This is a genomic window from Chloroflexus sp. MS-G (assembly GCF_000735195.1).
Lineage (GTDB): Bacteria > Chloroflexota > Chloroflexia > Chloroflexales > Chloroflexaceae > Chloroflexus.
On record NZ_JPIM01000043.1, the window covers coordinates 1 to 26,452 of the forward strand.

Below are 26,452 nucleotides of genomic sequence, written 5' to 3' on the forward strand. Positions count from 1 at the left end.
AAGGTGAAGGCGCCCCCCCCTTCCTCTCCCGCAGCGTGGGAGAGGAAGGGGGCAGGGGGGAAGGTGAAGGCGCCCCCCCTTCCTCTCCCGCAGCGTGGGAGAGGAAGGGGGCAGGGGGGAAGGTGAGGGGAGGGATACATATTTGCTCTCACCCGAATACTGGCGGCATATGTTACACTGAATGTACAAAGACCATAATGCGCAGGCTTTTGATCGCCTGAATTTCTGAATTAGCCTGCGCAGGAGCAAAGATATGACCACGACTCCGGCTAATGAACAATCGGCATCACCTACCGCCGGTACGGTTGTGTACGAACGACCGGTACTTCCGCTGCTTGATAGTGTCTTGTTTCCACAGATGCTGGCTCCGCTCTTGGTAAGTGATGAGCGGGCGATCAATGCAGTTGAACAGGCTGCCGCCAGTGATAGGCTGGTACTGGCGGTGGCCGTGCGTGGCCCGGCGGCTGATACAAACGTTGGACTTGAAGACCTTTACACGGTCGGGGTTGAGGCAGTTGTGCAGCGCCTACGCCGCTTGCCCGATGGCACACTCAGCATTGTGCTCGAGGGGCGCCAGCGTATGCAGATTGTCAGTGCGGTAGCCGAATACCCGGCGCTGCGTGTACTGGCAACACCACTCGCTACGCCGCCGCTCGATGAAGATGACGCGCTGATGGTCGAGGCGCTGAGTCGTACTATTCTGACCACCTTCGAGAAGATCGTGCGTCTATCGCGGAACCTGCCCGATGATGCGTATCTTTCCGCGCTTAACAGTGCCGAACCAGGCGAATTAGCCGATATTATTGCTTCGCTGCTCCCGATTTCTATTGAAGACCGGCAGCGTATTCTCGAGCTAGTTGATATTGAGCAGCGGTTACGTCAGCTTGAGATTCTGCTGGCGAAAGAGCTGGATCTCCTCGAACTAGAAAATCGCATTCACAGTCAGGTGCAACAAGAGGTTGATCGCAGCCAACGCGAACTCTTCCTGCGAGAGCAGTTGCGGGCGATCCAACGCGAACTCGGCCAAGAAGACCCGTCGCGTCGGGAACTTTTCCTCTTGCGTGAACGGGCAGCGGCTGCCGGTTTACCAGCCCATGCGATGGCGCGCTTTGAAGAAGAGTTGGCACGGCTTGAATTGATTTCGCCGATGTCTCCCGAACACGGGATGCTGCGCACCTATCTTGATTGGTTGCTTTCACTACCGTGGAGTAATGCCAGTCCAGAGAATCGCGATCTGCGGGCAGCGGCAGCAGTCCTTGAACGGAACCACTACGGGTTGCGGAAAGTCAAAGATCGTATCCTGGAATACATTGCAGTGCGCCAATTGGCCGGCCCGTCAAAACGAGCGCCCATTCTCTGTTTCGTTGGTCCGCCCGGCGTAGGCAAAACCAGCCTTGGTCAGAGTATTGCCGAAGCCCTCGGACGGCGCTTTGTCCGTTTGAGTCTGGGTGGTGTTCACGACGAAGCCGAAATTCGTGGTCACCGACGCACCTACATCGGTGCGCTACCCGGTCGGATTTTGCAGCGGATGAAGGTCGCCGGTACGATCAACCCAGTCTTTATGCTCGACGAAGTAGACAAACTGGGAAGCGATTTTCGGGGTGATCCGGCAGCAGCGCTACTAGAGGTGCTTGATCCTGAACAAAACAGCACGTTCAGCGATCACTACCTCGATCTTCCCTACGATCTCAGTCAGACCCTCTTCATTACAACGGCGAATGTCGCCGAGGATATTCCCGACCCACTCCTCGACCGAATGGAGCTGGTGGAACTCCCCGGCTACACCGAAGACGAAAAGCTCCATATCGCTCGTCGTTTTCTCATTCCGCGTCAGATGACCGATAGTGGCTTGCCGCCAGCGGCTATTCGGTTTGGTAACCAGACCATCTCCACCATTATTCGCCACTACACATACGAAGCCGGGGTACGCAACCTCGAACGCGAGATTGGTGCTATCTGTCGCAAAATCGCTCGCCGGATTGCCGAAGGGAAGCGCTATCCGCGTCAGGTTACGCCACGGGCGTTGACCAAACTGCTCGGCCCGCCGCGCTTTGAAATCGGCAAAGTTGATCCGGTCGATCAGGTAGGGGTGGCGATTGGTATGGTCTACACCAGCGCCGGTGGCGACATTATGCCGGTTGAAGTGGTATTGATGGACGGCAAGGGCAATCTGCTTCTCACCGGGCAGCTCGGCGAAGTGATGCAGGAATCGGCGCAGGCTGCGCTCTCGTTTGCACGGGCGAACGCCAGTCGGCTGGGGATTGAGATTCGTCATTTCGACAAAATTGATATTCACGTTCACGTTCCTGAAGGTGCGACACCTAAAGATGGCCCATCAGCTGGAGTAACAATTGCCACGGCCCTCGTTTCGGCATTGACCGGGCGGAGCGTGCGCCATGACATAGCCATGACTGGTGAAATTACATTGCGAGGTCGCATCTTGCCGATTGGCGGGGTTAAAGAGAAAGTCCTGGGCGCGTACCGGGCCGGTATCCGCGAGATCATCTTACCGAAGCGCAATGAACACGATTTGGTCGAGATTCCCCAAACATTGCGGCGACACCTGAAGATTCACCTGATCGAGCGGATTGAACAAGCGCTTGATCTGGTGTTGGGGCCGCCACCGCCGAAAGAGCCGCGGCGAGCGCCACGGGTTATTCCGCGTCGTGACGAGGATTGAGGAAAATAAAGCGTCTACTCTATTCACAGTGTTCTCATTCCTCGGCTACCATCGTCAGCTTCGGCGCCGGCGTTCGTTCTGGATCATTTAGAATGGCTGTTACTGCGGTTGCCAGTGCGGTCAGATCGATTCCCCGGTAGCACAATGGCAACTGATGCAGCCGTCGTTGCGCTTTGGCCCAGTTGAGGCGGAGGCCGCGGTGGTTGCCCTGTCGCCACTTCACCAGCGCGGCTGCGGTCTGGATCAACGTCTTGTAAAACTCGGCGTCTGTGCCCTGCGCCGCTCGCCAGCATATTTCCCACTGTTCGTGGGCGTGCCAGTATGCCCCTTGATTGAAAAGCTGAATCCCGACGCTGAACGGATCTTCTGCTACGGAAGGTTGTTCGTCGTGAATGGTCATAATGAGCCTCGACAGGTGTCTTCATCTGAACGTAGGTCGCTTCAACATGTTCGGATGTTGGTCATATTCGCCAATACATATCGTTCACCTGCAACGTTAGCCCAAAAGCACGCGCCACCAGCCTTGTGTGCCAGGAAAGCATTGGTGAAACCGGCGCAAGCTCCCTGTTGTTAGAGGGGTCGAACCTGCCCCAGGCGATACATTGGTTGTTATCTGCTCACGACACGGTCAGCAGCACCTCAAGCGTTTGCCGGGCACAGGCTTCCCACGTAAACAAACGAGCACGAGCCAGACCACGCTGACGCAACGTTTCGCGCAGCGTTGCATTGTCGATCATCTGCATGATTGCGGCAGCAATCGCATTGGTATCGAGGGGATCAACCAGCAACGCCGCTTCACCGGCCACTTCAGGCAGTGACGAACTGGTACTGGTAATGACCGGAGTGCCGCACGCCATTGCCTCGATCACCGGCATGCCAAAGCCTTCGTAGAGCGATGGAAAGATAAAACACAGCGCACCAGCCAGAAGCGCAGGCAGTTCGCTGTCGGCAACGTATCCGATAAAATGGACGTAATGCGTGATTCCTAACTCCTGCGCCCGACGTTCAATTGGAGCACTTAACCAACCACGTTTGCCGACGATCACCAGATCGATCTCATATCCGGCGGCTAGGGTTATTGCCAGTGCCTCGATAACCCGAGTCAGATTTTTGCGTGGTTGCACGGTGCCGATGTAGATGAGATAGGGACGTTGCTGTAAGCCATAACGAGCCTGCACGTCGCTGATCAGATGGTAATCGGCAGGTGGCCTGAATGTCTCACTCAAACCGTGATAGGTAACTGTAATCCGCCCTGGATCAACACCGTACCACGTCACCAGATCGTGTTTCGTTGCTTGCGAGACGGTGAGTACGTGACGGGCCGCACGGACGTTCCAGCGGGTCGTCAGTTCGAGTTCGAGGCGACGGCGGGCGGTATGGGCTTCCGGGAATACGCGGAACCCTACGTCGTGAATGGTAACGACCGTCGGTGGGTGGATGAGAGGGATCACATGGGCTGGTACAAAGAGCACATCAGGGCGAGCGAGCCAGCTTGTCGGACCAAGCCGGAGGTGTGTCCAGAGACGCGGGAGACGAATATCGCGTACTATTGTGCGTGGACGCAAAGGCGGGAGTCGTTCACATCCACCATTGGTATACAAGCGGAAGCTAACATCAGCAGGTGCGATCCGATCAAGAGCCGCAATCACTTCATAACTGTACCGTTCAGTACCGGTACGTTGCTTCATCGTCACCCGACTGGCATCAATATCGATGATCTTCATACTGCTCTGTGGTAGCATGCAGAGGGCAACATTTGTCATCTGGAGTGTACCATGAATTATCCGTTCGTCTATCCTGGTGCAATACACATGCACACGACCTATTCTGATGGCTCGGCGACCTTTCCGCAATTGATAGCGGCTGCCCATGAAGCAGGGCTACGCTGGATCATCGTGACCGATCACGACACACTGGCCGGTCTGCCGTTTGCCGGATGGCACGACGATGTCCTGGTGATCGTCGGTCACGAGATCACACCCGATCATAATCACTTCCTGGCCCTCAATGTGGATACCGTGATCAGCAATGAATTGCCGCCGCAGCAGTTCATCGATGAAGTGTACCATCGCGGAGGCTTCGGCATCATTGCTCACCCCGATGAGCGAGTTCGTAATTCGTTCAAAGACATTTATCGCTGGGATGACTGGACGATTGATGGGCCGAGTCAGCGTGAAGGGCGAGTGGTTGGGTTAGAGCTGTGGAATCTCATGAGCGACTGGAGTGAACATCTCACCGACCGCAACAAGCTGGCACTGATACTAAACCCGCGTCTTGGTCTGAGTGGTCCAACGCTAGCGACGCTGGCCTGGTGGGATCGGCTCAATATGGTTGGCCGACGTACCTTTGGGATTGGCGGAGTCGATGCTCATGGCTTCAAACGTCAGGCGCCGTGGGGTGAGATTGAAGTCTTCCCCTACCCGTGGATGTTTCGCACGCTGACCAATTACCTCTTGCTGCCTGAGCCGCTCAGTCACGAGGCGACAATTGCCACCAATCAGGTCTATGCTGCGTTAACAGCCGGTCGTTGCTATTTCGTCAACCGGCTCGACGGTGATGCGCCATCAATAGTTTTTCGGTTAAGCCGACCGAATGCCCTGGCCGAACTGGGGGATACGCTCAGTCTGACCGATAGCCCACTTCTGGTTGAAGTTGATGTCGGCGCCGATGCCTATGTTCGTCTGATCGTGAATGGCGAGGTCATGACCAGTGGCGTGCGACGGATACGCCAAACAGTTACCGACGATGGTGTCTATCGCGTGGAAGCTTACTGGGGTGGGAAACCTTGGCTCTTTACTAATCCAATCTTCGTGACTCCCTGAGTTTGGTAGACCGGCGTACCCGCTACAAGGCCTTGGAACATGTTCTCCTAGGTGCAAGGGGTAATGCGTGCTCCGAGATGGGCGCTTGCCATCCCTTCACCGCAGAATGCAGGCCTGCACCCTGCCCACACAAACGAGCGGATCAGGCTCTGAAACCCGCTGAATCGCTGGCAACAGGACAGTATGGCAATACGTCTCCTGGACATGCATCGCATTTGCTCATACAATACCGCTGTACAGTCATCATTCTTGTTCTTAGAAACCTGTATCATTTATGGTGATCCCCGTTCTTACGCTGCTCATCGTTGCAGCGACGATCATTGGTATTGCCGTTGGTCGCTGGCCGCTAATTCGCGCCGACCGTACCACAATTGCGCTAATCGGGTCGGCACTTCTGCTTGGCATTGGCGCCATCTCGCTCGAAGAAGCCTACGCTGCGCTCGATCTGGATACCATCCTCTTACTTTTCAGCATGATGGTCATCAACGGCAGTCTCTTTCTCTCCGGCTTCTTCGGCTTTATTACGCAACGAGTCGTACAATTCGCCCGTGGTCCACGCTCATTATTAGCCCTGGTCATTGGGGCGAGCGGCGTATTATCGGCGCTCTTCCTCAACGACACCATCGTGATCATGATGACGCCAATCGTCCTCGAGGTAACTCGCTCGTCACGTCGCAACCCGCTACCCTACCTGATCGGTCTGGCGGTAGCGGCGAATATCGGTTCAACTGCTACCATTACCGGTAATCCACAAAACATCATCATCGGTAACGCTTCTAAAATCCCCTACCTCGATTTCGCCATCGCTCTGACCCCAACTGCCCTCATTGGGCTGGTGATCTGTTGGGTGATTGTCATGCTCGTCTATCGTGACGAATTCCAGGGCGGTACCCTCACTGCTCCTGATGTTCTACGCACACGGATCTACCGTCCGCTCCTTCGCAAAGCAGCGCTGGTCATCAGCTTCATGCTGATCGCATTTCTCATCGGTGTACCGGTACCGCTGGCGGCATTTTTAGCGGCGGCCATCCTGCTTACCACACGGCGCTTACGTCCTGAGCGCGTGTTCAAAATCATCGACTGGAACCTTCTCACCTTCTTTGCCGGACTTTTTGTGGTTACACACGCACTCGATGTTCAAGGTTGGACGGAACGTCTCTTTATTACGCTGCGCCCACTGGCTCAGGCTGGGATGGTACCGTTCGGTATCGTATCGGTCATTCTCTCGAATCTGATCAGTAATGTACCGGCCGTGCTCTTGTTACAGGGATTAGTACCGGCGTTTGCCGATCAACAGCGAGCCTGGCTAACGTTAGCGGCAACAGCAACCCTAGCCGGCAACCTGACGTTGCTCGGTTCGGTCGCCAACCTGATCATGGCCGAACTAGCCGCACGCTGGGGAGTACGGGTAACCTTTAGCGCGTATCTGAAGGTCGGTCTGCCGGTAACCATCTTAACTGTCATCGTGAGTCTGGTACTAGTTTGAAAAAAGGTGGCAGCGGTACCGTGCTCACCAATTGCTGGCGCACGTGGCTGGCGAGAGGTTCCTGGCGCAAGAGTCTGATATTGGTGCGCGCAAAAGATGGTCGTGCTGTCGCATCACTCATACTTGCACGTAAAGAACGAGTATGGTACACTCGGGAAGGATACGCCCTCGTAGCTCAGGGGATAGAGCAGCAGTTTCCTAAACTGCGTGTCGTGCGTTCGAGTCGCACCGGGGGCGCCAGCAGCAAACGTGGGCAGAGCGATGTAGCTCTTTGCCCACGTTTGGTTTTGGCGTAGGTCAACGAGCGATCAAATATAGCATAACCGGCCAGGGTTCGATTACCATCCGCTATCACGCTCAAGAGCATGTCGGTTCGCAGCGAGCCGATCCTACTCAAAGCTTCATTAGTCGTGAAGCGACTGAAGTCATTCAGACAGTTGCGCAAACTGCCGTACAACAGGTGCGCCGGGCGGCAATGATGTGACAGCCTGTCTGGTCAAGGCAACCAACAACAGCAGACAACACCCCCACCACAATGAGCCAAACACTCCATAAGCCAGGCGGGTATATTCTGGTAACAAATCAACGGTAAAAGGAAATATATCGGCTACTGCGTACAGATACAGCCCAATCAAGGCCGGTGTTGAAACAGCCGAGTAAAGGAGGACGGGCCAGTGTTGGTTTGCAGTTGCCATGATCATAAACGGCAACACCCACAACACATATTGCGGTGAGATACCTGCATATACCACATAAAACAACAGGAACACGATCGTTGCCTGCATTGGTAAGGTAATGTGAAACCGACTCATATACCACACCGCCCATCCGTACAGACCAAGAAAACCGTAAGCCGACAGCGAAATCACTTGCAGAGTCATATCAACCGGAAAACGTTCACCGGTAAGCGGGACATAGATTGTGCGGACCGGGACCATCACACCGAGCAGGGCATGTCCACGATAACCAAACAACTCGCGAATCACGGCTGCGGCATCGGCGAGCAGAAATGGGATGAGCAGGAAGAGCACCGGTAGTATGGCGTAGAGGATGAAGTGAATCTGGCGAGACAATGATGGTTGCTGACGGGCAAACATGGGTAGCAGTAAGACCGGAAATGACTTTAGCGCAATGCCAATGCCGAGCGCACCGGCTGCCCGTCGCCAGTGGTGTTCGGTGAAAAGCATCGCCAGTGCTACCCCACAGACAGGGAGAGCATCGAACTGACCGTGCCAGCACGAGATGATGATCGATACCGGATTCAGGGCGTAGAGTGCGGCGGCTAACAACGCACGCTGGGGGAATTGCGTGTGACGCCGGACGTACCTCCAGATAATAGCCACCATCGCAACATCGGCAATGATGATGGGGAGGCGAATTGCCAGTGAAAACGGCAAGACACCTTGCCAGTGAAGCCACAATGCAGTCATTTCAAAGCCGACCCACACCGGCGGGTACGGATATATGCCCGGCGTATGCGTGTATAGACCAAACATCCCCCGTTGATGAATAATCTCCGCTACGTGTTGATAATTATGGATATCGATAATATCACGTGCAGATAAACTTGCGCATAAACGCACGACACCGGCCAGGATCAGTAACCAGGCAATACGCGACATCAGCATCAATCTCCTGTTCGTCTCCGTGCTCTCTGTGGTGAGAACATTACCTTTGCCGACACTCACCACAGAGCACACAGAGTACGATCCATCTACTTTTCGTCTCCGTGCTCTCTGTGGTCTCTCAAGAGCGTGTGATACACAGTCAGACCAATTGTGAGTAACCAGGTTGCGAGTAGCCCATAATGCTTTTGATAAAAATAACGTAAACTGTTGCGGTAATGATGACTGGCAACACGGGCAGCAGACCAGCTTTGCCCGCCAAGATGAACGACAGCGAAGGTAGGGATATACATCACTTTCCAACCAGCTTTCCGCATTCGCAGACACCAGTCGTTATCTTCAAAATAGAGGAAGAAGTGTTCATCGAGCAGACCGACCTGCTCGAATGCGGCCCGCCGCACACACATACACGCCCCTGAAACCCAATCCACTTCCAGAGGTGACCGGACACCCCAATCGTGCAGATCACCACGCCTGAACAGCCGGTAAAGACCACGTTTGGAGAGGTAAGGTAATGTCGGATCGTTACCATATGCGAAGGCTTGGGGTGCCCCGCTAGCCGTTAACAACTGCGGCGATAAGATAGCAGCCTGGGGATATGCTTCAAGCAGCGCAGGCAAACGGACCAATGTCGTAAAAGGAGCCAGTACGTCACTATTCAGAAGGATTACTGCCTGACCGGATGCCAGGCGGAGGCCGAGATTATTACCGGCAGCAAAACCCAGATTCTCTTCACTACAGATAACCTCTACCTGTGGAAACTCCCGCCTGACTGCCGGTACCGTCTCGTCGTGTGAGGCGTTGTCAACCAGAATGATTTGCCAACCGGCCCGATCCGCTTCTGTCGCAAACTGTCTCAGACAGTTAAGTGTTAACTCACGGGTGTTGTAGCTGAGGACAATGACCGAAGTCTTCATCTGCGACCTTTGTGTCTTGACTGGCAATAAACCTGTGGATGATGGTACCACGTTTCGCAGCAGGATAGGTTTCTGGTGGTGGTCAGCAGGTCTCCGATGTTCGATAGCGATTGATCTACTAATGAACGTGACGAACGCACGGTGATCCAAACTGCCTGGGACAGGTGAGAACCTGACTGTGACAGTGGGATATGCACTGTGCGCCAATTGTATTGATAACGTCTCATGCCATACCAAATGTTGCTAAGCAAACCTCTGGATCATTGACACAGATCGTGTCACTCCCATCTGTTCACCGCCTTCCTCGTGTTGACGTATGAGTTTGATGGGATGGTTGTACACGGGTTACCCAGACAAGGTTGAGGAAAGGTGCTATGAACTACTGAAGCCATGCTTCAGCAGTTCAAACGTCCTGATTATATCCAGACAATAACACAAGCCCCATACCCAATCAATGCCCCCAATACCAGAAGTGGAGCGAATATACCACCAGGTGCACCAGTGCTGTAACTGGCAAGGGTAAGGAGCATGCGCATTGTGAGAAAACCCAGAACAGACTGCATGCCGATTTGTCCTAACAAAATATGCTCGGTAAAGCGATGACCACCCCCAATAAATTCTGGATACCAGAAACCAGCCAGATCTACGATTGCCCCGATGACAGCCGTGTAGAAAAGTTTCTGGCGTTGGTTTAAACGATCAACCAGGCTCAGCCCTCCGACCAAAGCTTTATTGAAGAGAACACCAACCAGGCCACAGACAACCCCTAACGCAGCAAACATCGCTAGGGTGTGCAACGGCTGAATTGAATGATCGGGGACAATAAATACTGGTAATTGCCCGGTAAACAGGCGACTAACCACATTCCCAACCACAGCCGCTACAAATGCAGCACTAAAGACCGTCGGACGGAAATCTCGTTGTAGTTCTTCTAACACAAAAATCAGACCGGCCAGCGGCGCGTTAAAAGCGGACGCAAGACCGGCTCCTGCTCCAGCCGCAATTAAGGTCAGACGCTCGCGTGGCCCGCTGTGAAGCATTGCAGCAACACCGGCCAACAGCACCACCGATCTGAACGCTCGGCCCCTCACGACCTAACACTAATCCGCTTCCAAGGGCCAAGACACCCCCGATCAACTTTACCGAAATGATACGCTGCCATCGTAGATCACGTAGACGGTGTAGTACAGCTTCAATGTGAGGAATCCCACTGCCGGCAGCCTCTGGTGCATAGCGCTGCGTGAGCCAGACAGCTAGAGTCGCACTACTGACCACCCATAGTATTGTTAGCAACCATCCAAAGGGCACCTGCTGGAAAGACTCTATCATTACCGTGCGTAATCCATCAGCAACACCAATAAGCCAGCAGAAAAGAGTAGTATAACCACCAGCCAGCAGTCCTACTACCATCGCTAGCGGGAGTAATCGTCGTCGCTGTTGTCGTTGATCGAGGTATTCGGCTAACTCATTGGCCAAAACTTTTGGTTCAGAAACGGGAGCTGTGCTCATACCTTTATCGTTCCGCTGCAGGATCTCGGTTATCGTATGCAAGCAGTCCAATCACCGTGAAGGTGTCACCTCTTCACACACCTGACGCAGTCGTACCATCTGTGCCTGGGCGTCCAGTTTCATCAGCGGGGCAATCGTGAGCGGCCAAATGAGATCAAGACCAGGCACACGTAAGCGGTACTCAATGCGATTGTGGATAAGCGTTTGATCAGGATTTCCCTGCCACGGAAGCCACTGCCAGGCATCAAACCCTTCCCAGAAGCCGTCGAATGCCCAGAGAATCAGGCCCGGTCGTCGTTCAACGACGAGATAACCGGCTTCTAGCAATGGCCCTACACCGGTTAGCCGTAACCGCCAGCGCGCACCGGTCGCGAAGTTCCAGCCGTCGAGCGGTATAAATTGCACGGCTGGCGACATCCAGCGTTTCATCAATGCCTCATCGGTCATAACTGTCTCGACACGATCCATCGCGGCATGAACCACCACAAATTCTTCGAGCAGATGTGGAAAAGCAGCTTCCATCGTCGTATCCTTTCACGAGCCGGTCGGTAGCGACCAGATACCAAAATTGTCGAAGTGAACCTCAACCCCACCTTCTTCGCGGTAGCAGGCCGTTGAAACGCCAACCCGTCCGGCGCCAAAGGTGGTATCACGGAGATCGGCAGCCAGTGCGCCGTTCACGAACAGCCGAATCCGATCACCTTGTCTGATGACACGTAGCCGATTCTGCTCACTGATGCGGGCCAAGCGACGTGGATCACCTTCGGCTAACACAACCGGTTCGCCTTCGGTTGTGATCGCCGAGAGGCGGTAATAGTCAATGAAAAATTCAAACTTGTAGAAGCCAACATTCCGTTGCTCGGCAAAAATCAAACCGCAACTACCATTCTCTCCACCACGGAAGATTTGACAATCGACTTCGCTCATAAAATCAGTGAATGAGCTGAGTTCGTACAGTTCATACGATGTGCCACGTCCAGTCCACAATACCTTAAATACACCATCTTCGATCAGGTCAAGTTCAATCTCTTGAAATTCTCCGGTAAACCAGGCATTCCTGTTATCAACAAATTCATCGTAAAAGACTTGTCGCGCATGAGCGAAGAGTGTACTGACTTCAGCGTCGAGTGCTGCTGCCGTTTGCGTAGGGGCAATCTCTGTCAATGCCTGGGCCGTCTGTGCCTGTGCTATTTGTGCCAGTGCAGCAGCACCAAGAGGTGTCGGCTGACCGATGATTCCACCGATAGCGGTCGCCGATGCTTTCTGGAGTACGAAAGTGGTAGTGCGAGCAGGAGAAGGCGTCAGCACTGTCGCCACCGATGGCGGCGCTGCTTCAGGTGAGCGAAATAATTGGATAAGAAACGCACGACTCCCAATGACAACTAGAGCTAGTAGAGCAACAGCCATAATGATCCAGCGCCATCTGCCTGTCTGAGCGGAGGCGATGCTGGAAGATGGTGCGGGTGGAGTTTCCGATGGTAGCGGTATTTGTGGTGGTTCCGACAAACGGTTACCACAATTGGGGCAAAAACGCCCGGTAGACGCGACTGGCGAACCACATTGTGGGCAAGATCGTTCTGAAGACATAGCTTTTGCGCCTCACGCTGTTCAATTCTTAAACCTGTCGTGCACCGGCAAGACTCACTCCGGCCAGACTCCCGCCAACGATCCGCACCGGCAACCCGATCAGAGACTGGTATTCAGCCGTGATCCGTTGGATATCGCCTTCGGCGTCATTGCGCCCCAATACTACGAGTGTCGCCTGCGTTGCAGCTACCGGCTGGCGTACTCCCAGAATGGTTGATGCGACCAGACGTTCGGCTAAGGCTTGTGCGTGCGGGTCGATCAACCCAAGTGCTGCTTGTTCCCAGTGGCTTTGGGTGAGTAATTCCCCAATCAGATGCACATCCTCCTCGCGTTGTAGTCGGCTTGCCGCAGCGCGCAACAGGGCCATGATGATCCGCGATCGCTGTTGTTCAGCCAGAACAAAGTTGGTCAATGCGGAAGGTGTCATCTGCTCAGATGTCGCGCCGGTTGTAGCGCTCATGTGAGCAGGGAGTCGGTCACGAAGGTAGCGTATAAAATCCGTGAGACGAAGTGAAGCCAGGATTGCTCCCTCTTGACCCTGCGGAAGGTCAACCGCTGTTACTAGCTCAGCGACAAGGCGTTCTGCGAGCGTTAATGCGGAACGCAGGCGAAATGGTGGTTGACGAGGTTCATCACCGACGCGAATCGTCCAGATGGCACAACCTGGCGGCAGATGAACATTCCCGCCGATTAGGGCCAGATGTGGCTGCACGACCAGCACTTCATTGGCCGGTGCGCAAACAGTCGTTAGCGTGCCGATCAATTCCAACCCGCGACTGTCGAGATGATACAAACCCTCGGCGCAGGTAATCGCCAGCTCGCGTGGCGCAAGGTGAACATTGTAGGCGGTCACCAGAGCCTGCGCGACCGCAGCGATAACCGTAGCAGCACTTGCTTCACCGGCGAGTGGATGTAAAAGCAGCCGTGCACCCCCACCAAACCGCACAAACTCTTCGCGCATCAGGGCAACCCAAGCCATTAGTGCTGGCCCCCACCACGAACTGCGCGGTGGACGATGACGATCAATCTCGCTGACGGCATCTGCATATTCGTGCGGCCCCGATGATAGAAACAAGGCAGTGCAAGGAATGGATTCAGTCCGTTGCCACACCCGAATCCGAATAACCGGTTCAGGATCAGGCTGAAGTGCTACCAACACCCCGCCACCGGTTGGCCAGAGTAGCGTATGGATTCCGGTTTCGGCAACTACCCCACCACACAGATCAACCCACCCTGGCGCACGCACTACGGTGATAGAGCGATCACGGTCGAAAAAACCACCTCGCTCGGCACGCACACGTTGCAAAAAACGCTCAAATTCAATCGTCACAAGTAGGGCCCTATGCTACGTGTTCAGCCATAATCGCCGCACCAAGCGTTGCGGTAAGGTCGGGAAAGTGCAACCCTTTCAGGGTAACGGCACAAATTCCTTCGCCCCGGCGCACGAGTCGATCAATCACACGCTGATCACCCGAGTCTGGACCACGCAGTACAATCGTGCTTTCGCCCAACGCAATTCGCACCTCAGCCGGCGCCGCCTGGGGTGTTATCCCCAACAACATCGCATAGCGGCCAGCACTTGCTATGGGATTGGTTACTGCTACAATCACTTCGGCAATACCCCGCGCACCATTACTGTGCCCCCAAAAATCAGCATCAGGCACCCGCAACGAACGATCGGTTACATCACCGCACAAAAATGGGAGATCGGGACTGGGCGGCCATGCCGTCTCCCAAGCCAGGCTGAGACCATCAGGGCGTATGCGACCACCAGCAACGGGTCCATTCATCATCAAGCCACGGTCGGCTGCTGCGGCAACAGCAATCGTCGTATTGACCGGCAACAGGGCAAAATCGATCAGACCAGGACCGACAGCTACGTGTCGCCACCAGCGATGTTCAGGAGCCGGCCGTCGAAACGCCAGCAACTCAAGGTACGTTCCATCAGGAAAGCTAATCAGCGCATTATGGGTCGCGCCATCAGCATGCTCACCGCCTGGCGCCACCACAAATCCGGCTGCGGTATAGGCCGCTACTGCCGACGACAATTGCTCTACCAAAATGACGACGTGATCAAGTGCGTGAATCATGCAAACTCCATTACAGAAGGTATAGTGGCGGTTCCTGTTGGCAAAGATTCCTATCCTCATTATAATCGACAATACAGAAATCACACCTGACAGCACAAAAGGAGAAGCGGCGATGAGTGAAGAACGCTTTACGGCCCTGGTGGTGGAGGAGGGGGCTGACGGTCGGAAGGTTGAGTTTCGCGAATTGCCTTTAAGCGCCTTACCAGAAGGTGAGGTGTTAGTAAAAGTTGCCTATTCTACTCTCAATTATAAAGATGGTCTGGCGATTACCGGCAAGGGAAAGATCCTGCGCAGCAGCCCGCTGGCGCCGGGGATCGATTTTGCCGGTACCGTTGTCGAGTCGGCAGATCCGCGCTACCGGCCCGGCGACAATGTCGTTCTTACCGGCTGGGGCGTCGGTGAACGGCACTGGGGCGGGTACAGCCAGTACACACGAGTAAAAGGTGAATGGTTAGTACCACTCCCAGAGGGAATGAGTCTGAAACATGCGATGACCATCGGTACCGCCGGATTCACGGCGATGCTCTGCGTGCTGGCCCTTGAGCGGCATGGGTTTATTCCCGGACGCGAAGTGCTTGTCACCGGCGCCGCCGGTGGTGTGGGGAGCGTTGCAGTAGCTTTGCTGGCAAAGGCTGGCCATAAGGTGATTGCGGCAACCGGTCGTCCTCATGAAGAAGCTTATTTGCGTGACCTCGGCGCCAGCGGCATTCTTGATCGAAATGTACTGAGCAGTCCCGGTCGCCCACTCGAAAGTGAACGCTGGGGCGGCGCTATCGATACGGTTGGCGGGGCAGTGTTGTCGGGCGTATTACGGGCAATGGCAATGCGCAGCGCAGTTGCGATCTGCGGCAATGCCGGTGGCGCCGAGTTTACGACCAGCGTGTATCCATTTATTTTGCGCGGTGTGACAATGATCGGGATCGAATCGGTCATGGTACCGCGCGAAGAACGACTCGTTGCCTGGGAACGACTGGCCCGCGATTTGTCGCCAGTATTGCTGGATCGGATGACAACCGTCATTCCATTCGCCGAATTGCCCGCTTATGCCGAACAGATTACTAATGCGCAGACCCGTGGTCGCGTGGTGGTCGATATTCAGAATAGTAAGGAGCGGTAAGAAGGCAGATTTCCTATCCCTGCATCAACCCTCTTCCTTTCTCAAAGCGAGAGAGGAAGAGGGCTAGAGGGGAAGGTGAAGGCTTCGCAATGTTTCAATGGTTAGTCGTGCTTGATACACGCATGAACGTCATGTCGCCACTAATAGCAATCTCCACCCTGCGCCGTTCGTCCGAGAGTGCACGTTACTGACCCGCCTGCATACCCCGACAATCAAGAACATTTTTCCAGACCCACACGAAGAAAACGGCGTCTTCAAAATCGACAACATTCAGGGTAAGCGCTTCTCATTCGTATCGCCTAGCTCAGCCTCGGGTTTCCGCGTACCGGCTGCGGGTATTGTCAAATACTTCAGCCAGCGGGAACAGTGGAAGAGTTTGACTGTTGATGAGCTGATTGAAGGTGGCCCGAATAAATTCTTCAGTGAAGTCTTGTTCGGCCAATCGCACCAGGGAGCCGCCATTAACCTCCTTTCGGGTAAAGTGGATATTGCCTCGTTCTGCGATGCCTGTGTTGCCAACTATATCGAGTTAGTATCCGGTGAGGAAAACAAGCCCGGTGCGGTGTATCGTGTTCTGAATAACGCTCCCGAACCGTTTGATAAGTTCCCCGGTGCCGAGTTTGTGATTATCTCATCGACACCGGTCATTAATGCTCCATTTGTTGCGAACAGCAGTATGTTGACTGCCGATGAGATCAAACGTCTTCAGGATGTGCTAACTTCCGATACTGTTGCCAATAATCCTCGCATCTTTGCGACGAAAGCAGAGATTGATGCAGGCTTCAAGCCATTGTTCCGCAAGACAAAGGACGAACGGTTCCTGGTTGTTGATGACTCGTTCTTCAACCCGATCCGAGAGCTGCGCTGACGGAAACACAACGTATAGCACTGGCGCCAGTTGATCGATTGGCGCCAGTGCTTCATCTGTGAAAAGAGGTGAGGTTCTATGAGCCTGCTTGAACTGCATTCGGTGACAAAGCGCTACGGTGCCGAAACCCTTGCTCTTAACTCGATTACTTTTTCGGTTCAATCCGGCGAGTTCGTTGCGATTATCGGCCCTTCTGGTGCTGGTAAATCGACCCTACTGCGCTGTATCAATCGCCTGATCGATGTTTCAGAGGGAGATATTCTATTCAATGGCGTAAGCGTACCAAAATTACGAGGCAAGGAACTCCGCCATCACCGTACTCAGATCGGAATGATCTTCCAGCATTACAATTTGGTAAACCGCCTTAGTGTGCTCGAAAATGTGTTACACGGGCGATTGGGATACAAAAACACCCTTCAGGGCATTCTTGGTCTCTACAGTGAGCAAGAAAAGCGTGAAGCGGTACGTATTCTCGAAACACTCGGTCTGTACGAGCAGATGTACAAGCGCTGCGATCAGCTTAGCGGTGGTCAGAAGCAACGTGTCGGCATTGCCCGGGCACTGGTGCAACAGCCAAAGATGCTGCTCTGTGATGAGCCAATTGCCTCACTCGATCCGAGTTCAGCCAAGGTCATTATGGATACTCTGCGCGAAATCAACCGCACAATGGGGATTACAGTCTTGGTTAATCTTCATCAGGTTGACGTGGCATTGCACTATGCCGAACGAATCATCGGTATCAATCGCGGCCAAGTCATCTACGACGGCCCGCCACATGCACTGAGCAATGCGCAAATCTACCAGATTTACGGCTCAGAGGCTGGCGAACTGATCCTTGATCTAAAGGAGCGCTATGCAGCCTGATACTTTTTTTCGCCGTCGCCGTCTCCAATCACTGCTCTTTTTCGTCGTTATTCTTAGTGTTACCTACGGCAGCATTGTACTCACGCAGTTCGATGTAGTACGAGGACTCCTTGCCGTACCACAAGCGTTTGCATGGGCGGTAGTAAACTTCATCCCAGACGAACGGGCCTGGTCGCGGCTACCAAATATTCTGAGCAAGCTGCAAGAGACGGTACTGGTTGCGATCGCATCGTCGACTATCGCCGCCGTGCTTGGCCTGGGATTAGCCCTCTTTGGTGCAAACACTACCCGTCCCCATCCGTGGTTTAGCCTGCCGGCCCGTGCGATTGCCAGTGTGTTTCGGAATATAGATGTATCGGTTTGGGCGTTAATCTTGCTCTTCTCGTTTGGGCAAAGTGGGTTTACCGGCTTTTTCGCTCTTTTCTTCGTTACACTTGGCTTCATCACGCGCGTGATGATTGAGACTATCGACGAAGTGGGAGTGGAACCGATTGAAGCACTACGCGCCACCGGAGCAAGTTATGGTGCGATTATCAGTCAGAGCGTTATTCCATCTTGTTTGCCGCAACTGATCAGTTGGCTCCTGTACATGATCGAAACCAATATCCGCAGTGCCACGTTAGTCGGGATTCTGACCGGAACCGGTATTGGATTTTTGTTTGATCTCTACTTTAAGAACTTCAACTACGGGTCGGCCAGCCTAGTGGTATTGGTGACAGTTGCTGCCGTTTTACTCATCGAAACGGTATCGAACGCTATCCGAAGGATAATTCTGTGATGGAAGCATCTCTACCCTCACGCCGAATCCGTTTACGCCCACGCAATCGCGCCAACACCGTATTACAAGTCACTTTGATCACCTTGGTGTTGCTGACTGCGTATGGCCTGGTGACACTCGACACTCGCAACATCGATGTGTTTGCCGCTTTGGGCAATATGTTCAACGACTTTCGGATCGTGTTTCTCGAAGCACGATTAGAACGATTAAGTTGGTTTGAATTGTTTCGGGAGTTGATGATTACTGTCGGTCTGGGGCTACTAACAACCGTTACTGGTGGGATCATTGCTTTTTTCCTCTCCTTATTTGCTGCCCAGAATCTGACGCCGCGGCAGGTTACCGACACTGTGAAAGCCCTAATGGCATTCATCCGTGCTGTTCCGACCGTGCTCTGGGTACTCTTCTTTGCTGTCACAACCGGTCTGGGAAGTGTCGCTGCTATTCTCGGTATGACCTTCCATTCGATCAGCTATCTGGTGAAGGCATACGCCGAGACATTTGAAGAGCTTGATTCCGGTATTCTGGAAGCACTGCGTGCGAGTGGCGCTAACTGGTGGCAGACGGTGTTCCAGGCAGTTGTGCCGTCTACTGCCTCTGCTCTTCTTTCGTGGACGTTTGTGCGCTTCGAGATTAACTTCTCGGTTGCGATTGCGATGGGGGCAACTGCCGGTGCCGGCGGTATCGGGTTTGATATGTTTATGGCAAGCGCCTTCTACCTTGACTTACGCGAGCTGGGTGTGTTCACGTATGCAGTACTGATCTTCGCCATTCTGCTGGAATGGACCGCAACTCGTCTGAAAGAAACGGTCGGGATTAAGCGTCCGGTATAGTATCGATCAGGAGTTCGCATGCTTAGTACCTCTCATATTCTCAGTTGTAGTCCACCGCATCTGGTTTGTGAATTGGCCGAACAGGTGCTGACCAGATACGACCGTGAGGCAATAACATTCATCAGCGGGCCAAGGTATGTGCTGGTGCAATTGCGGGTCGTTGATGGAGTAGCCGAGACGGTTTTTCATGCGGGCGAAATCCTGGCTACCGAAACCAGATTAGAACTTAATGGGCAATTTGGCTTTGGCATGGTTATCGGACGTGATGCCGATCACGCAACTGCGCTAGCTGTGCTCGATGCAGCCCTACGCATGCCGGGCAATCCACACGCTGACCTGTACCCGCGCATTGCTGAATTGGAGCGCACCCTACGAGCCGCCTGCGAACAACGTTTTGCCGCTGCCGCTGCCACCAGAGTCGCGTTTGAGACCTTTTGATGAGCAAGAGTAATCTCTATGAGCCTCGTTGCTGCACCGCAAACACCACTTGAGCGATTCAACGGTCAGACCTTTCGTGTTCTGCTCGATTGTCTGGCTCGTCCTGGCAAGATCGGGCAGTTACCATCGCCACCGTTCACCAGCGTACCATCACCTGCCGATACAACGCCGTCTAATGTCACCGCCATCGCTGCCTGTATGAGTCTTCTTGATCAGACGGTGAGCTTCGTGCATGCCGTTGACAAAAGCTGGTTACCTGCCACACATCCGCTGTCGCGGTGGATCATGGTGCGTAGTAATGCCCGATTGGTCACACCAGCAATGGCCGACTTTGCGCTTCTGCACGATTTTGCCAGTATCGCACTGCTGCCCCAGTTACCCGAAGGTACGCTGCTGTATCCAGAACATAGTTGTACGGTCTTTCTCTGCGTACCGGCGATTGTTGCTGGTGGCAAGACCTTACGGCTGACAGGGCCAGGTATTGCTACGGTGGTAACAGTGGGGTTACCTGACGCTGCGTCGAACGATCTGGCAGGACTAATGGCTCGTCGTGGACTGTTTCCCTTAGGTGTTGATCTCTTTCTCATTGATCGGCAAGGTTTCTGCCTGGGTTTACCACGCACGACAGAAATCTCGTTATGCTAGCGCTGAGACGTGCATCTATTATTTCACAATGCACACATAGGTTGAGGAGATGCTATGGGATATGTTGCCGTGCGAGGTGGTAGTGAAGCGGTAGCGCGTGCCGAAGAGCTGGTAGATTGTCTGCGACTGCTTGGCGGCAGTACTCCCCTTCAACTCCCGCAGATTCGGGATCAGCTACGTCACGCGGTCAGTCGGGCAATGCATGAAGGTGCGTTGTACGCACCGTTACTGGCTGCGCTGGCAGTGAAACAGGCTGAGGGTGATAGCATTGAAGCCGCCTTTCTCCTGAGAGCCTATCGCACGACTTTGCCCCGCGTTATGGCTTCATTGCCGGTTAGCGGACGAGATATGCGCTGTCTGCGCCGTATTTCGGCTTCGTTCAAAGATATACCTGGTGGCCAGATACTAGGACCAACGACTGACTATCTGATCAGGTTGTTGCAGCCGGCATTGATGCATGAAGATGTACGGTCGGTGATTGCGGCTACCGAACGGTATCAAGCGCTCATCGCGGCTGGTGGTCAGCAAGAGGGCGAAATTGGTCGGTTTCCCAAAGTTATTGACTACATGCGACAAGAACAGATGATCGTTGATCTCCCACTGGAACCACCTGCTGAAGACCCATACGATATTACTCGCGAACCACTGATCTTTCCCTGCCCACGCAGTGCCCGTTTACAGGCGCTGGCGCAGGCCGATACCGGCAGTTTGATGAGTCTGGCGTATAGCAGTGTGCGTGGCTATGGCGATGCGCACCCGACTCTGATCGAACTACGGTATGGGTATATCGCGGTGCAAGTCGCTCACCCCCTCACAGGTGAGCCGGTCGTCATCGGTGAGATTGAGGCTACTGAGGCTGAGGTTGCTTCAAAAGCGCATAGTGTCACCAATACTAACGAGCCGCCACGCTTTAATGTCGGATATGGCTTTGCGTTTGGTCAGAGTGAGCTAAAGGTCATGAGCATGGCCATTCTTGATAGTGTCTTAACCCAGGCCCGTGCCGGCAGCCTGGCAGGAGAGTCAGGGCCAGCCGCACAGGAAGAATTTGTGCTGCTCCATACCGACGGTATTGAGGCGAGTGGGTTTGTCGCTCACTTCAAATTACCCCACTATGTCACATTTGCAGCCGACCTTAGCGTCCTTGGCCGTGCCCGTGATCATCACGCCCAGCGCCAAACACGTCTCAACCAGCTCGTTGATCAGGCGATCAAGGAACAATAATGACTGAACTGACAGACCAGTTGTACCATTTTGCGCTTCTTGATGAAGATGCACAGCGGGAAATCCGACGCAAGCTGTTGAAAGCCGTTGCCATTCCCGGTCACCTCGTTCCTTTTGCTAGCCGCGATATGCCTATCGCGCGTGGATGGGGCACTGGTGGACTACAAATTACGCTTTCGCTGATTACGCCGGAAGATACGCTCAAAGTGATCGATCAGGGTGACGACGAAAGTGTAAACGCAGTCAATCTGCGTCGCCTCATTACCCGTACCACCGGTGTTGCGACGACGACTGATACTACCGCAGCAACCATCATTCAAACCCGCCACCGAATACCCGAAGAGCCGATGCGGGCCGATCAAATTCTGGTATTGCAGGTACCAATGGCCGATCCACTCCGCTGGGTGGAACCAAACATTGAGCGCGCAACAATAATGCACAGTGAAGCCGATTACGGCAAGATGTGGGTGTACATGTACGAGAGTATTGTGCGCGCAGGCGATCTTCGTATCGCCAGTCAATATCCGGTCATAGTCAATCGTCGCTATATGATGGACACCACACCCATTCCACGCTGGGATGTACCAAAGCTGCACATGGCCGAGACGCTCTATCTCTTCGGTGCCGGTCGTGAAAAACGGATCTATGCTGTCCCACCTTACACCGCGGTCGAGCCACTTCAGTTCGAGGACTATCCCTTTCGCACGGAATATCGTCCGGGTCAACGTTGTGCCCGTTGTGGTGCCGAGAACACCTTTCTCACCAGTCATTTTGTAGCCGACGCGCATGGCGGTCGGTGGGAAACTACCTGCTCGGATGTATCGTATTGTACAAAACGATGTGCAGCAACGGAGACAACTGCATGAGCGAACAGTGGCTTTTACGAGTCGAGCAGCTTGAGAAACACTTTGGCCCTGGCTGCCCGGTGTGTCGTCAGCTTACCGGCCCGACCACCGGTCGATCACGCTGTCCACGGTGTGGCACCGTCTGGGCTTGCGTCGATGTGAATTTGCAACTTCACGCAGGTGAAGTCCTGGGCATCGTCGGTGAGAGTGGCAGCGGCAAGAGCACCCTGCTCCAAATGATCTATCTTGCCTTGCGCCCCGACAGTGGTCATATCTGGTATCGCGAGAGCGACGGTCAACTGCGTGATCTGACCACCCTTAACCGCTACGAAGCACGTCTGTTCCAGAACACACACCTCGGCATTGTTTATCAACGGCCAGAGCTTGGCCTAAATATGCGCTTTTCAGTTGGTGGAAATGTCGCCGAAAAATTGTTGCTAGCCGAGTGGCGGCACTTTGGGCGCATTCGCGTTCGTACCAGCGAATTGATGAACAAGACCGAATTACTACCCGAACGGATCGACGATGAACCGACAACCTTTAGTGGCGGGATGCTCCAGCGCGTCCAGATTGCCCGAGCATTAGCCAGCCATCCAACCATCCTGTTACTCGACGAGGTCACCAGCGGCCTCGATGTTTCAGTTCAGGCCAGAGTACTCGATTTGCTCCGTCGTATCCAATGGACGGATCGGATCACAATGTTGCTGGTTTCACACGATCTAGGTGTAGTACGTCAACTTGCACGCCGCACTATCGTGATGAAAAACGGCCATATTGTCGAAGCCGGCCTTACCGACCAAATCTTGGAAGACCCTCAGCATCCGTATACCCAGCTCCTGGTCTCGTCGGCATTGTAAACCATTTAACACGTATGAATTATCTTCTTGAAGTCAAAAACCTTTATAAATCATTTACACTGCATCTAATCGATGGACGCACTATTACTCCGGTGTGTGACGTAAGTTTTAGCGTTGCTGCCGGCGAGCATCTCCTGATCCACGGGCGCAGTGGAATGGGGAAAACCAGTATTCTCAAATGTATTTATCGCACCTATGTGCCGACGTCGGGTACAATCTGGTTTCAATCGCACCAGTTTGGGCGAATCGATCTGAGCCGTGCCGATGAACGGATCATCATCGACCTCCGCGAACGTGAAATTGGCTTCTGTTCTCAGTTTTTGCGCGTCCTACCACGAGTCTCTGCCCTTGACACAATCTGCGAACCCCTCTACCGCCAGGGCCTGGATCGTACAGCGGCCCAGGAGATTGGGCGTGAATGGTTACGGCGATTAGGGATTGCTGCCGAATTGTGGCAGGCCAGTCCGATGACCTTTAGCGGCGGTGAACAACAACGGATCAACTTGGGCCGGGCATTTATTGCCCGTCCGCGCCTGCTGCTCCTCGATGAACCAACCGCCAGCCTCGATGAGACCACCAAACAGGTTGTAATCAACATGATCCGGGCTGCACAACGCGAAGGAACGGCTATCATTAGCGTCTCTCATGACCTGACGGGTTTAGGAGTGTATGCAGATCGGCAGTGGACATTCCCATCAAGGTAAATGTTGAGACGTTCTTCGATCAGTGATCTACTTGCTGGAACACGAGGAAGGCTGTGCAATTCTTACTCACTAATGCTACTGTAGTATTACCTGATCGAGTCATTGAAGAGGGCTGGGTTGCGATTGAACGCGGGCACATCAGTGCCATCGGACGCGGTTCACATCCGCTAAGTGCAACGATACCCCAACTCGATCTGGCCGGTGCATATTTGCTCCCTGGCCTGATCGACCTGCACTGTGATGCCATTGAAAAGCTGGTACAACCGCGCCCCGGTGTCGAAATTGAAATCGGTGTTGCACTACACGCCGCCGACCGTCTCTTGCTCGGCTGTGGTGTCACCTGTCAGTTTCATGCCCTTTCGCTGGATGATGCTGAATTTGGAGTACGCAGTGAACGTTTTGTCCATGATTTTCTCCACCATCTGGCAACAGAGCACCACTGCGGGGCACGTCATTTCATTCATGCGCGCGTCGAAATGAGCAGTCAACGTGGCCTTGAAGCGCTGAAATTGATGTTAGGGCATCCCCTCGTACGGCTGGTCTCGATTATGGATCATAGTCCGGGGCAAGGACAATACACGACCGAAGCGGCGTTTCGAGCGTATGTTGCCCAGACGACCGGCCGCAGTACAACAGAGATCGATGAAATCCTGAACCGCAAACGGGCTTCCCAAAAAGACATCCCTGAGCGAATTAAACAAGTTATCGAATGGGCTACTCGACACGGCTTACCGGTCGCCAGCCACGATGACGATACCCCAGAAAAGGTAGCCCAGTGGGTTCAGTATGGCGTGCGGATTGCCGAATTTCCCACTACATTGCGCGCTGCACAGGCTGCGCATGCCGCAGGAATGGCAGTGGGCATGGGAGCGCCCAATGTGTTACGCGGAAAATCGAGCAGCGGCAATGTGAGCGCACTGACCGCGATTGAAGCCGGTGTTGTCGATTGGCTCTGCGCCGACTACTATCCCGCCTCTCTCTTATCGGTAATCTTTCGTCTCGCCGACCGTGGAACGCTCAGCTTACCGGCTGCCGTAGCGCTGATAAGCTACAATCCAGCACGAGCAGTTGGTCTCGATCACCTTATCGGCAGCATTCAGCCCGGTCGTATTGCCGACTTGATCGTCGTGCGCCGCATGCCCGATCCAGTGGTGCAACAGGTCTTTGTGGGAGGGCGACCGGTTTACACCTGGGCCGAGCACATCGAGCCATTACCCTTTACCGGTCACCATCCGTTGCCCAACCATTTGCCGCCACCACACAGCGATTGACCCAAACGACCAGCGGACAAGACCTTCAGGGCCGATAGCAAAGAGGAATGCCAGCGGAATACCGCTCAACCAGCGTCCCCATTCTGGCGGTGGTTGACCATCAATCGATAACATACCAACGTAGCGAATGCTGTAACCGTTGAAAATCCCGCCGATCTCCAGACCCACGACTGTCAGCCAGAAAACAAGCGCAGCGAAACCCCACTTGCGAGAAAGCATGCCGGTTGGCCAGAAGAGTAATTTGAACAGACTGCTCAGAACATACCCGGCGCCGAGAATAATGATCGTTACGTACCCGCTGCTCTGTAAGGTGGAAATGAGCCAGATCACGAATCGCTGGAATCCTTCGTTGTGGCCAAGAAGCCATTCGGTGATCCAGACACTGCGCTCAAACCACCACCAGCCGGCCAGTGGGAGAAACACAACTGCCAATGCACATTTGAGATGCAGCATAGGTATAGAGAGAAAACGTCATAGCAATACAGAACATCCTTTTACAGTATACAGCATTCTCGTCGATCAAGGATTTTTAAAGTCTTCCAGGTATGTTCCTCATACTTAACGTGAGTTCGGGATAAGGAATTGCACTGCTACCCACTGGGACGGCGGCGATGGGATGCGCCTGATGGCGGCGCTGCGGGGTCGGTCATCGAATCAAGCCAAAGTCGAGCAACCCGCTTATGCCGGCACAGGGTCAGTACCGCCATGTCGCTACAAAGCGTACAATGGAATCCCCTGCCAGGTTGGTCACGTGCCTTCATTCCGTCTCGGGGATAAATTCCTGGTATAATGAGATAAAGTACACCTTTATCATAAGCAGCACAATGGAGAAACAATTCCTATGTCTGCCATAACTGACACCCTTGATCGAGTGTTTGATCGCTTACTCTTCCTGCCACCGCAACCACATGCACCAGAAGTCAATATCGCCGAAGAGGTCGGTGAAGAAGAGGTCGTACCGGCCACACCCGGCGAGCGAGCTTTCAGCATCTCACTCTTTATCTCGGCAACCCGTTGTACCCTGCAATATGTACTTTTGCCGATTGTCTTGCCATTGATTGGACTAACAACCGACATCTCGCTTCCCCTGGTCATTCTCCTCGATCTGCTGGCAATCGCCATGCTAGTGCGCAGTTTGCGCTACTTCTGGCAAACACGCCATCCACGTCGGTTTGATATGCTGCCTCTTTCCGGTGTGATCCTCTTCATCATTCTCTTCTCGCTAGGATTCGATCTCTGGCAACTATTGAACTAAACACCGTACACCTTCGTTTATACGGGTGCCTGCTGTAAGCCTG

At 53.9% G+C, this 26,452-nt stretch carries 27 protein-coding genes, 1 tRNA gene and 2 pseudogenes; 18 read left to right on the forward strand and 12 right to left on the reverse strand.

All coding sequences use genetic code 11. From position 1 onward, the window contains the following. Window positions 1-253 precede the first annotated feature (253 nt). Window positions 254-2,680, forward strand: a complete 2,427-nt coding sequence (gene lon / locus JE47_RS0109565) for an endopeptidase La (protein WP_031459541.1) — start codon at window positions 254-256, stop codon at window positions 2,678-2,680. Between the two features lie 34 nt (window positions 2,681-2,714). Here the strand turns inward: lon and JE47_RS0109570 are convergent, their stop codons facing one another. Together JE47_RS0109570 and JE47_RS0109575 are read right to left on the reverse strand one after the other, a co-directional pair. After that, window positions 2,715-3,080 (reverse strand): DUF309 domain-containing protein, encoded by a 366-nt coding sequence (locus JE47_RS0109570; RefSeq protein WP_031459542.1) that lies wholly within the window; start codon window positions 3,078-3,080, stop codon window positions 2,715-2,717. Between the two features lie 217 nt (window positions 3,081-3,297). Continuing rightward, window positions 3,298-4,404, reverse strand: coding sequence for a glycosyltransferase family 4 protein (locus tag JE47_RS0109575; protein ID WP_031459543.1), 1,107 nt, complete (start codon window positions 4,402-4,404; stop codon window positions 3,298-3,300). A gap of 51 nt (window positions 4,405-4,455) precedes the next feature. Here JE47_RS0109575 and JE47_RS0109580 point away from each other — a divergent pair, with 51 nt between their 5' ends. The 4 genes from JE47_RS0109580 (at window position 4,456) to JE47_RS21585 (ending at window position 7,472) form a co-directional block, all read left to right on the forward strand. Continuing rightward, window positions 4,456-5,502, forward strand: coding sequence for a CehA/McbA family metallohydrolase (locus tag JE47_RS0109580; protein ID WP_031459544.1), 1,047 nt, complete (start codon window positions 4,456-4,458; stop codon window positions 5,500-5,502). A gap of 274 nt (window positions 5,503-5,776) precedes the next feature. Next, window positions 5,777-6,988 (forward strand): anion transporter, encoded by a 1,212-nt coding sequence (locus tag JE47_RS0109585; RefSeq protein ID WP_031459545.1) that lies wholly within the window; start codon window positions 5,777-5,779, stop codon window positions 6,986-6,988. A 164-nt stretch (window positions 6,989-7,152) separates the two neighbouring features. After that, window positions 7,153-7,228 (forward strand) — tRNA-Arg (locus JE47_RS0109590). Window positions 7,229-7,259: 31 nt separating this feature from the next. Further along, window positions 7,260-7,472, forward strand: coding sequence for a hypothetical protein (locus JE47_RS21585; protein ID WP_152556034.1), 213 nt, complete (start codon window positions 7,260-7,262; stop codon window positions 7,470-7,472). Here JE47_RS21585 and JE47_RS0109595 read toward each other — a convergent pair. The 9 genes and pseudogenes from JE47_RS0109595 to JE47_RS0109625 all read right to left on the reverse strand — a co-directional run bounded on the left by JE47_RS0109595 (window position 7,414) and on the right by JE47_RS0109625 (window position 14,716). Next, window positions 7,414-8,616 (reverse strand): hypothetical protein, encoded by a 1,203-nt coding sequence (locus JE47_RS0109595; protein WP_201771212.1) that lies wholly within the window; start codon window positions 8,614-8,616, stop codon window positions 7,414-7,416. The two genes, JE47_RS21585 and JE47_RS0109595, sit on opposite strands and share 59 nt — an antisense overlap. An 86-nt stretch (window positions 8,617-8,702) precedes the next feature. Continuing rightward, the gene (locus JE47_RS0109600; protein WP_031459547.1) at window positions 8,703-9,530 is read right to left on the reverse strand and encodes a glycosyltransferase family 2 protein; all 828 of its coding nucleotides are present in this window, start codon (window positions 9,528-9,530) and stop codon (window positions 8,703-8,705) included. Window positions 9,531-9,946: 416 nt separating this feature from the next. Continuing rightward, window positions 9,947-10,570: a chloride channel protein gene (locus tag JE47_RS21000; protein ID WP_081910013.1), complete on the reverse strand. Its 624-nt coding sequence runs from the start codon at window positions 10,568-10,570 to the stop codon at window positions 9,947-9,949. Beyond that, complete coding sequence (locus JE47_RS21310; protein WP_081910014.1) at window positions 10,494-11,039, reverse strand: chloride channel protein; 546 nt, start codon at window positions 11,037-11,039, stop codon at window positions 10,494-10,496. The genes JE47_RS21000 and JE47_RS21310 overlap by 77 nt, the downstream gene beginning before the upstream one ends. A gap of 51 nt (window positions 11,040-11,090) precedes the next feature. Beyond that, entirely contained in the window at window positions 11,091-11,561 is a 471-nt protein-coding gene (locus JE47_RS0109610; RefSeq protein ID WP_031459548.1) for an SRPBCC family protein, read from the reverse strand. Between the two features lie 12 nt (window positions 11,562-11,573). Next, window positions 11,574-12,446, reverse strand: a complete 873-nt coding sequence (locus tag JE47_RS0109615) for a hypothetical protein (RefSeq protein WP_051871118.1) — start codon at window positions 12,444-12,446, stop codon at window positions 11,574-11,576. A 108-nt stretch (window positions 12,447-12,554) separates the two neighbouring features. Beyond that, window positions 12,555-12,626 (reverse strand): annotated as a pseudogene (locus JE47_RS22515) (zinc ribbon domain-containing protein); the annotation flags it as partial. 28 nt (window positions 12,627-12,654) lie between these two features. After that, window positions 12,655-13,956, reverse strand: coding sequence for a hypothetical protein (locus JE47_RS0109620; RefSeq protein WP_031459550.1), 1,302 nt, complete (start codon window positions 13,954-13,956; stop codon window positions 12,655-12,657). Window positions 13,957-13,966: 10 nt separating this feature from the next. Continuing rightward, a complete protein-coding gene (locus JE47_RS0109625) occupies window positions 13,967-14,716 on the reverse strand; it encodes a VOC family protein (RefSeq protein WP_031459551.1) in 750 nt (249 codons plus the stop codon). Between the two features lie 112 nt (window positions 14,717-14,828). Here JE47_RS0109625 and JE47_RS0109630 point away from each other — a divergent pair, with 112 nt between their 5' ends. The 12 genes and pseudogenes from JE47_RS0109630 to JE47_RS0109685 all read left to right on the forward strand — a co-directional run. Beyond that, window positions 14,829-15,833, forward strand: a complete 1,005-nt coding sequence (locus tag JE47_RS0109630; RefSeq protein ID WP_031459552.1) for an MDR family oxidoreductase — start codon at window positions 14,829-14,831, stop codon at window positions 15,831-15,833. Window positions 15,834-16,053: 220 nt separating this feature from the next. Next, window positions 16,054-16,701 (forward strand): PhnD/SsuA/transferrin family substrate-binding protein, encoded by a 648-nt coding sequence (locus JE47_RS0109635; RefSeq protein ID WP_269077994.1) that lies wholly within the window; start codon window positions 16,054-16,056, stop codon window positions 16,699-16,701. Between the two features lie 78 nt (window positions 16,702-16,779). Beyond that, window positions 16,780-17,565 (forward strand): phosphonate ABC transporter ATP-binding protein, encoded by a 786-nt coding sequence (gene phnC, locus JE47_RS0109640; RefSeq protein ID WP_031459554.1) that lies wholly within the window; start codon window positions 16,780-16,782, stop codon window positions 17,563-17,565. Further along, complete coding sequence (gene phnE / locus JE47_RS0109645) at window positions 17,555-18,343, forward strand: phosphonate ABC transporter, permease protein PhnE (RefSeq protein ID WP_031459555.1); 789 nt, start codon at window positions 17,555-17,557, stop codon at window positions 18,341-18,343. The genes phnC and phnE overlap by 11 nt, the downstream gene beginning before the upstream one ends. Further along, window positions 18,343-19,173 carry a PhnE/PtxC family ABC transporter permease gene (locus JE47_RS0109650; RefSeq protein WP_031459556.1) on the forward strand — a complete coding sequence of 277 codons (831 nt, stop codon included), beginning with the start codon at window positions 18,343-18,345 and terminating at the stop codon, window positions 19,171-19,173. The genes phnE and JE47_RS0109650 overlap by 1 nt, the downstream gene beginning before the upstream one ends. 18 nt (window positions 19,174-19,191) lie before the next feature. Next, window positions 19,192-19,611 carry a phosphonate C-P lyase system protein PhnG gene (phnG, locus tag JE47_RS0109655; protein WP_031459557.1) on the forward strand — a complete coding sequence of 140 codons (420 nt, stop codon included), beginning with the start codon at window positions 19,192-19,194 and terminating at the stop codon, window positions 19,609-19,611. Window positions 19,612-19,629: 18 nt separating this feature from the next. Further along, a complete protein-coding gene (gene phnH / locus JE47_RS0109660) occupies window positions 19,630-20,256 on the forward strand; it encodes a phosphonate C-P lyase system protein PhnH (RefSeq protein WP_031459558.1) in 627 nt (208 codons plus the stop codon). Between the two features lie 54 nt (window positions 20,257-20,310). Further along, entirely contained in the window at window positions 20,311-21,477 is a 1,167-nt protein-coding gene (locus JE47_RS0109665; RefSeq protein WP_031459559.1) for a carbon-phosphorus lyase complex subunit PhnI, read from the forward strand. Continuing rightward, window positions 21,477-22,343 (forward strand): alpha-D-ribose 1-methylphosphonate 5-phosphate C-P-lyase PhnJ, encoded by an 867-nt coding sequence (locus JE47_RS0109670; protein WP_031459560.1) that lies wholly within the window; start codon window positions 21,477-21,479, stop codon window positions 22,341-22,343. The genes JE47_RS0109665 and JE47_RS0109670 overlap by 1 nt, the downstream gene beginning before the upstream one ends. Then, complete coding sequence (locus JE47_RS0109675; RefSeq protein WP_031459561.1) at window positions 22,340-23,179, forward strand: ATP-binding cassette domain-containing protein; 840 nt, start codon at window positions 22,340-22,342, stop codon at window positions 23,177-23,179. Before JE47_RS0109670 ends, JE47_RS0109675 begins: the two co-directional genes overlap by 4 nt. A 14-nt stretch (window positions 23,180-23,193) precedes the next feature. Further along, window positions 23,194-23,883, forward strand: coding sequence for a phosphonate C-P lyase system protein PhnL (locus JE47_RS0109680; RefSeq protein ID WP_031459562.1), 690 nt, complete (start codon window positions 23,194-23,196; stop codon window positions 23,881-23,883). A 50-nt stretch (window positions 23,884-23,933) separates the two neighbouring features. Further along, window positions 23,934-25,154 (forward strand): annotated as a pseudogene (locus JE47_RS0109685) (alpha-D-ribose 1-methylphosphonate 5-triphosphate diphosphatase); the annotation flags it as partial. Here the strand turns inward: JE47_RS0109685 and JE47_RS0109690 are convergent. Next, the gene (locus JE47_RS0109690; RefSeq protein WP_031459564.1) at window positions 25,095-25,607 is read right to left on the reverse strand and encodes a hypothetical protein; all 513 of its coding nucleotides are present in this window, start codon (window positions 25,605-25,607) and stop codon (window positions 25,095-25,097) included. The pseudogene JE47_RS0109685 and the gene JE47_RS0109690 overlap by 60 nt on opposite strands. A 388-nt stretch (window positions 25,608-25,995) precedes the next feature. Here JE47_RS0109690 and JE47_RS0109695 point away from each other — a divergent pair, with 388 nt between their 5' ends. Then, complete coding sequence (locus JE47_RS0109695) at window positions 25,996-26,409, forward strand: hypothetical protein (protein WP_031459565.1); 414 nt, start codon at window positions 25,996-25,998, stop codon at window positions 26,407-26,409. Window positions 26,410-26,452 lie beyond the last annotated feature (43 nt).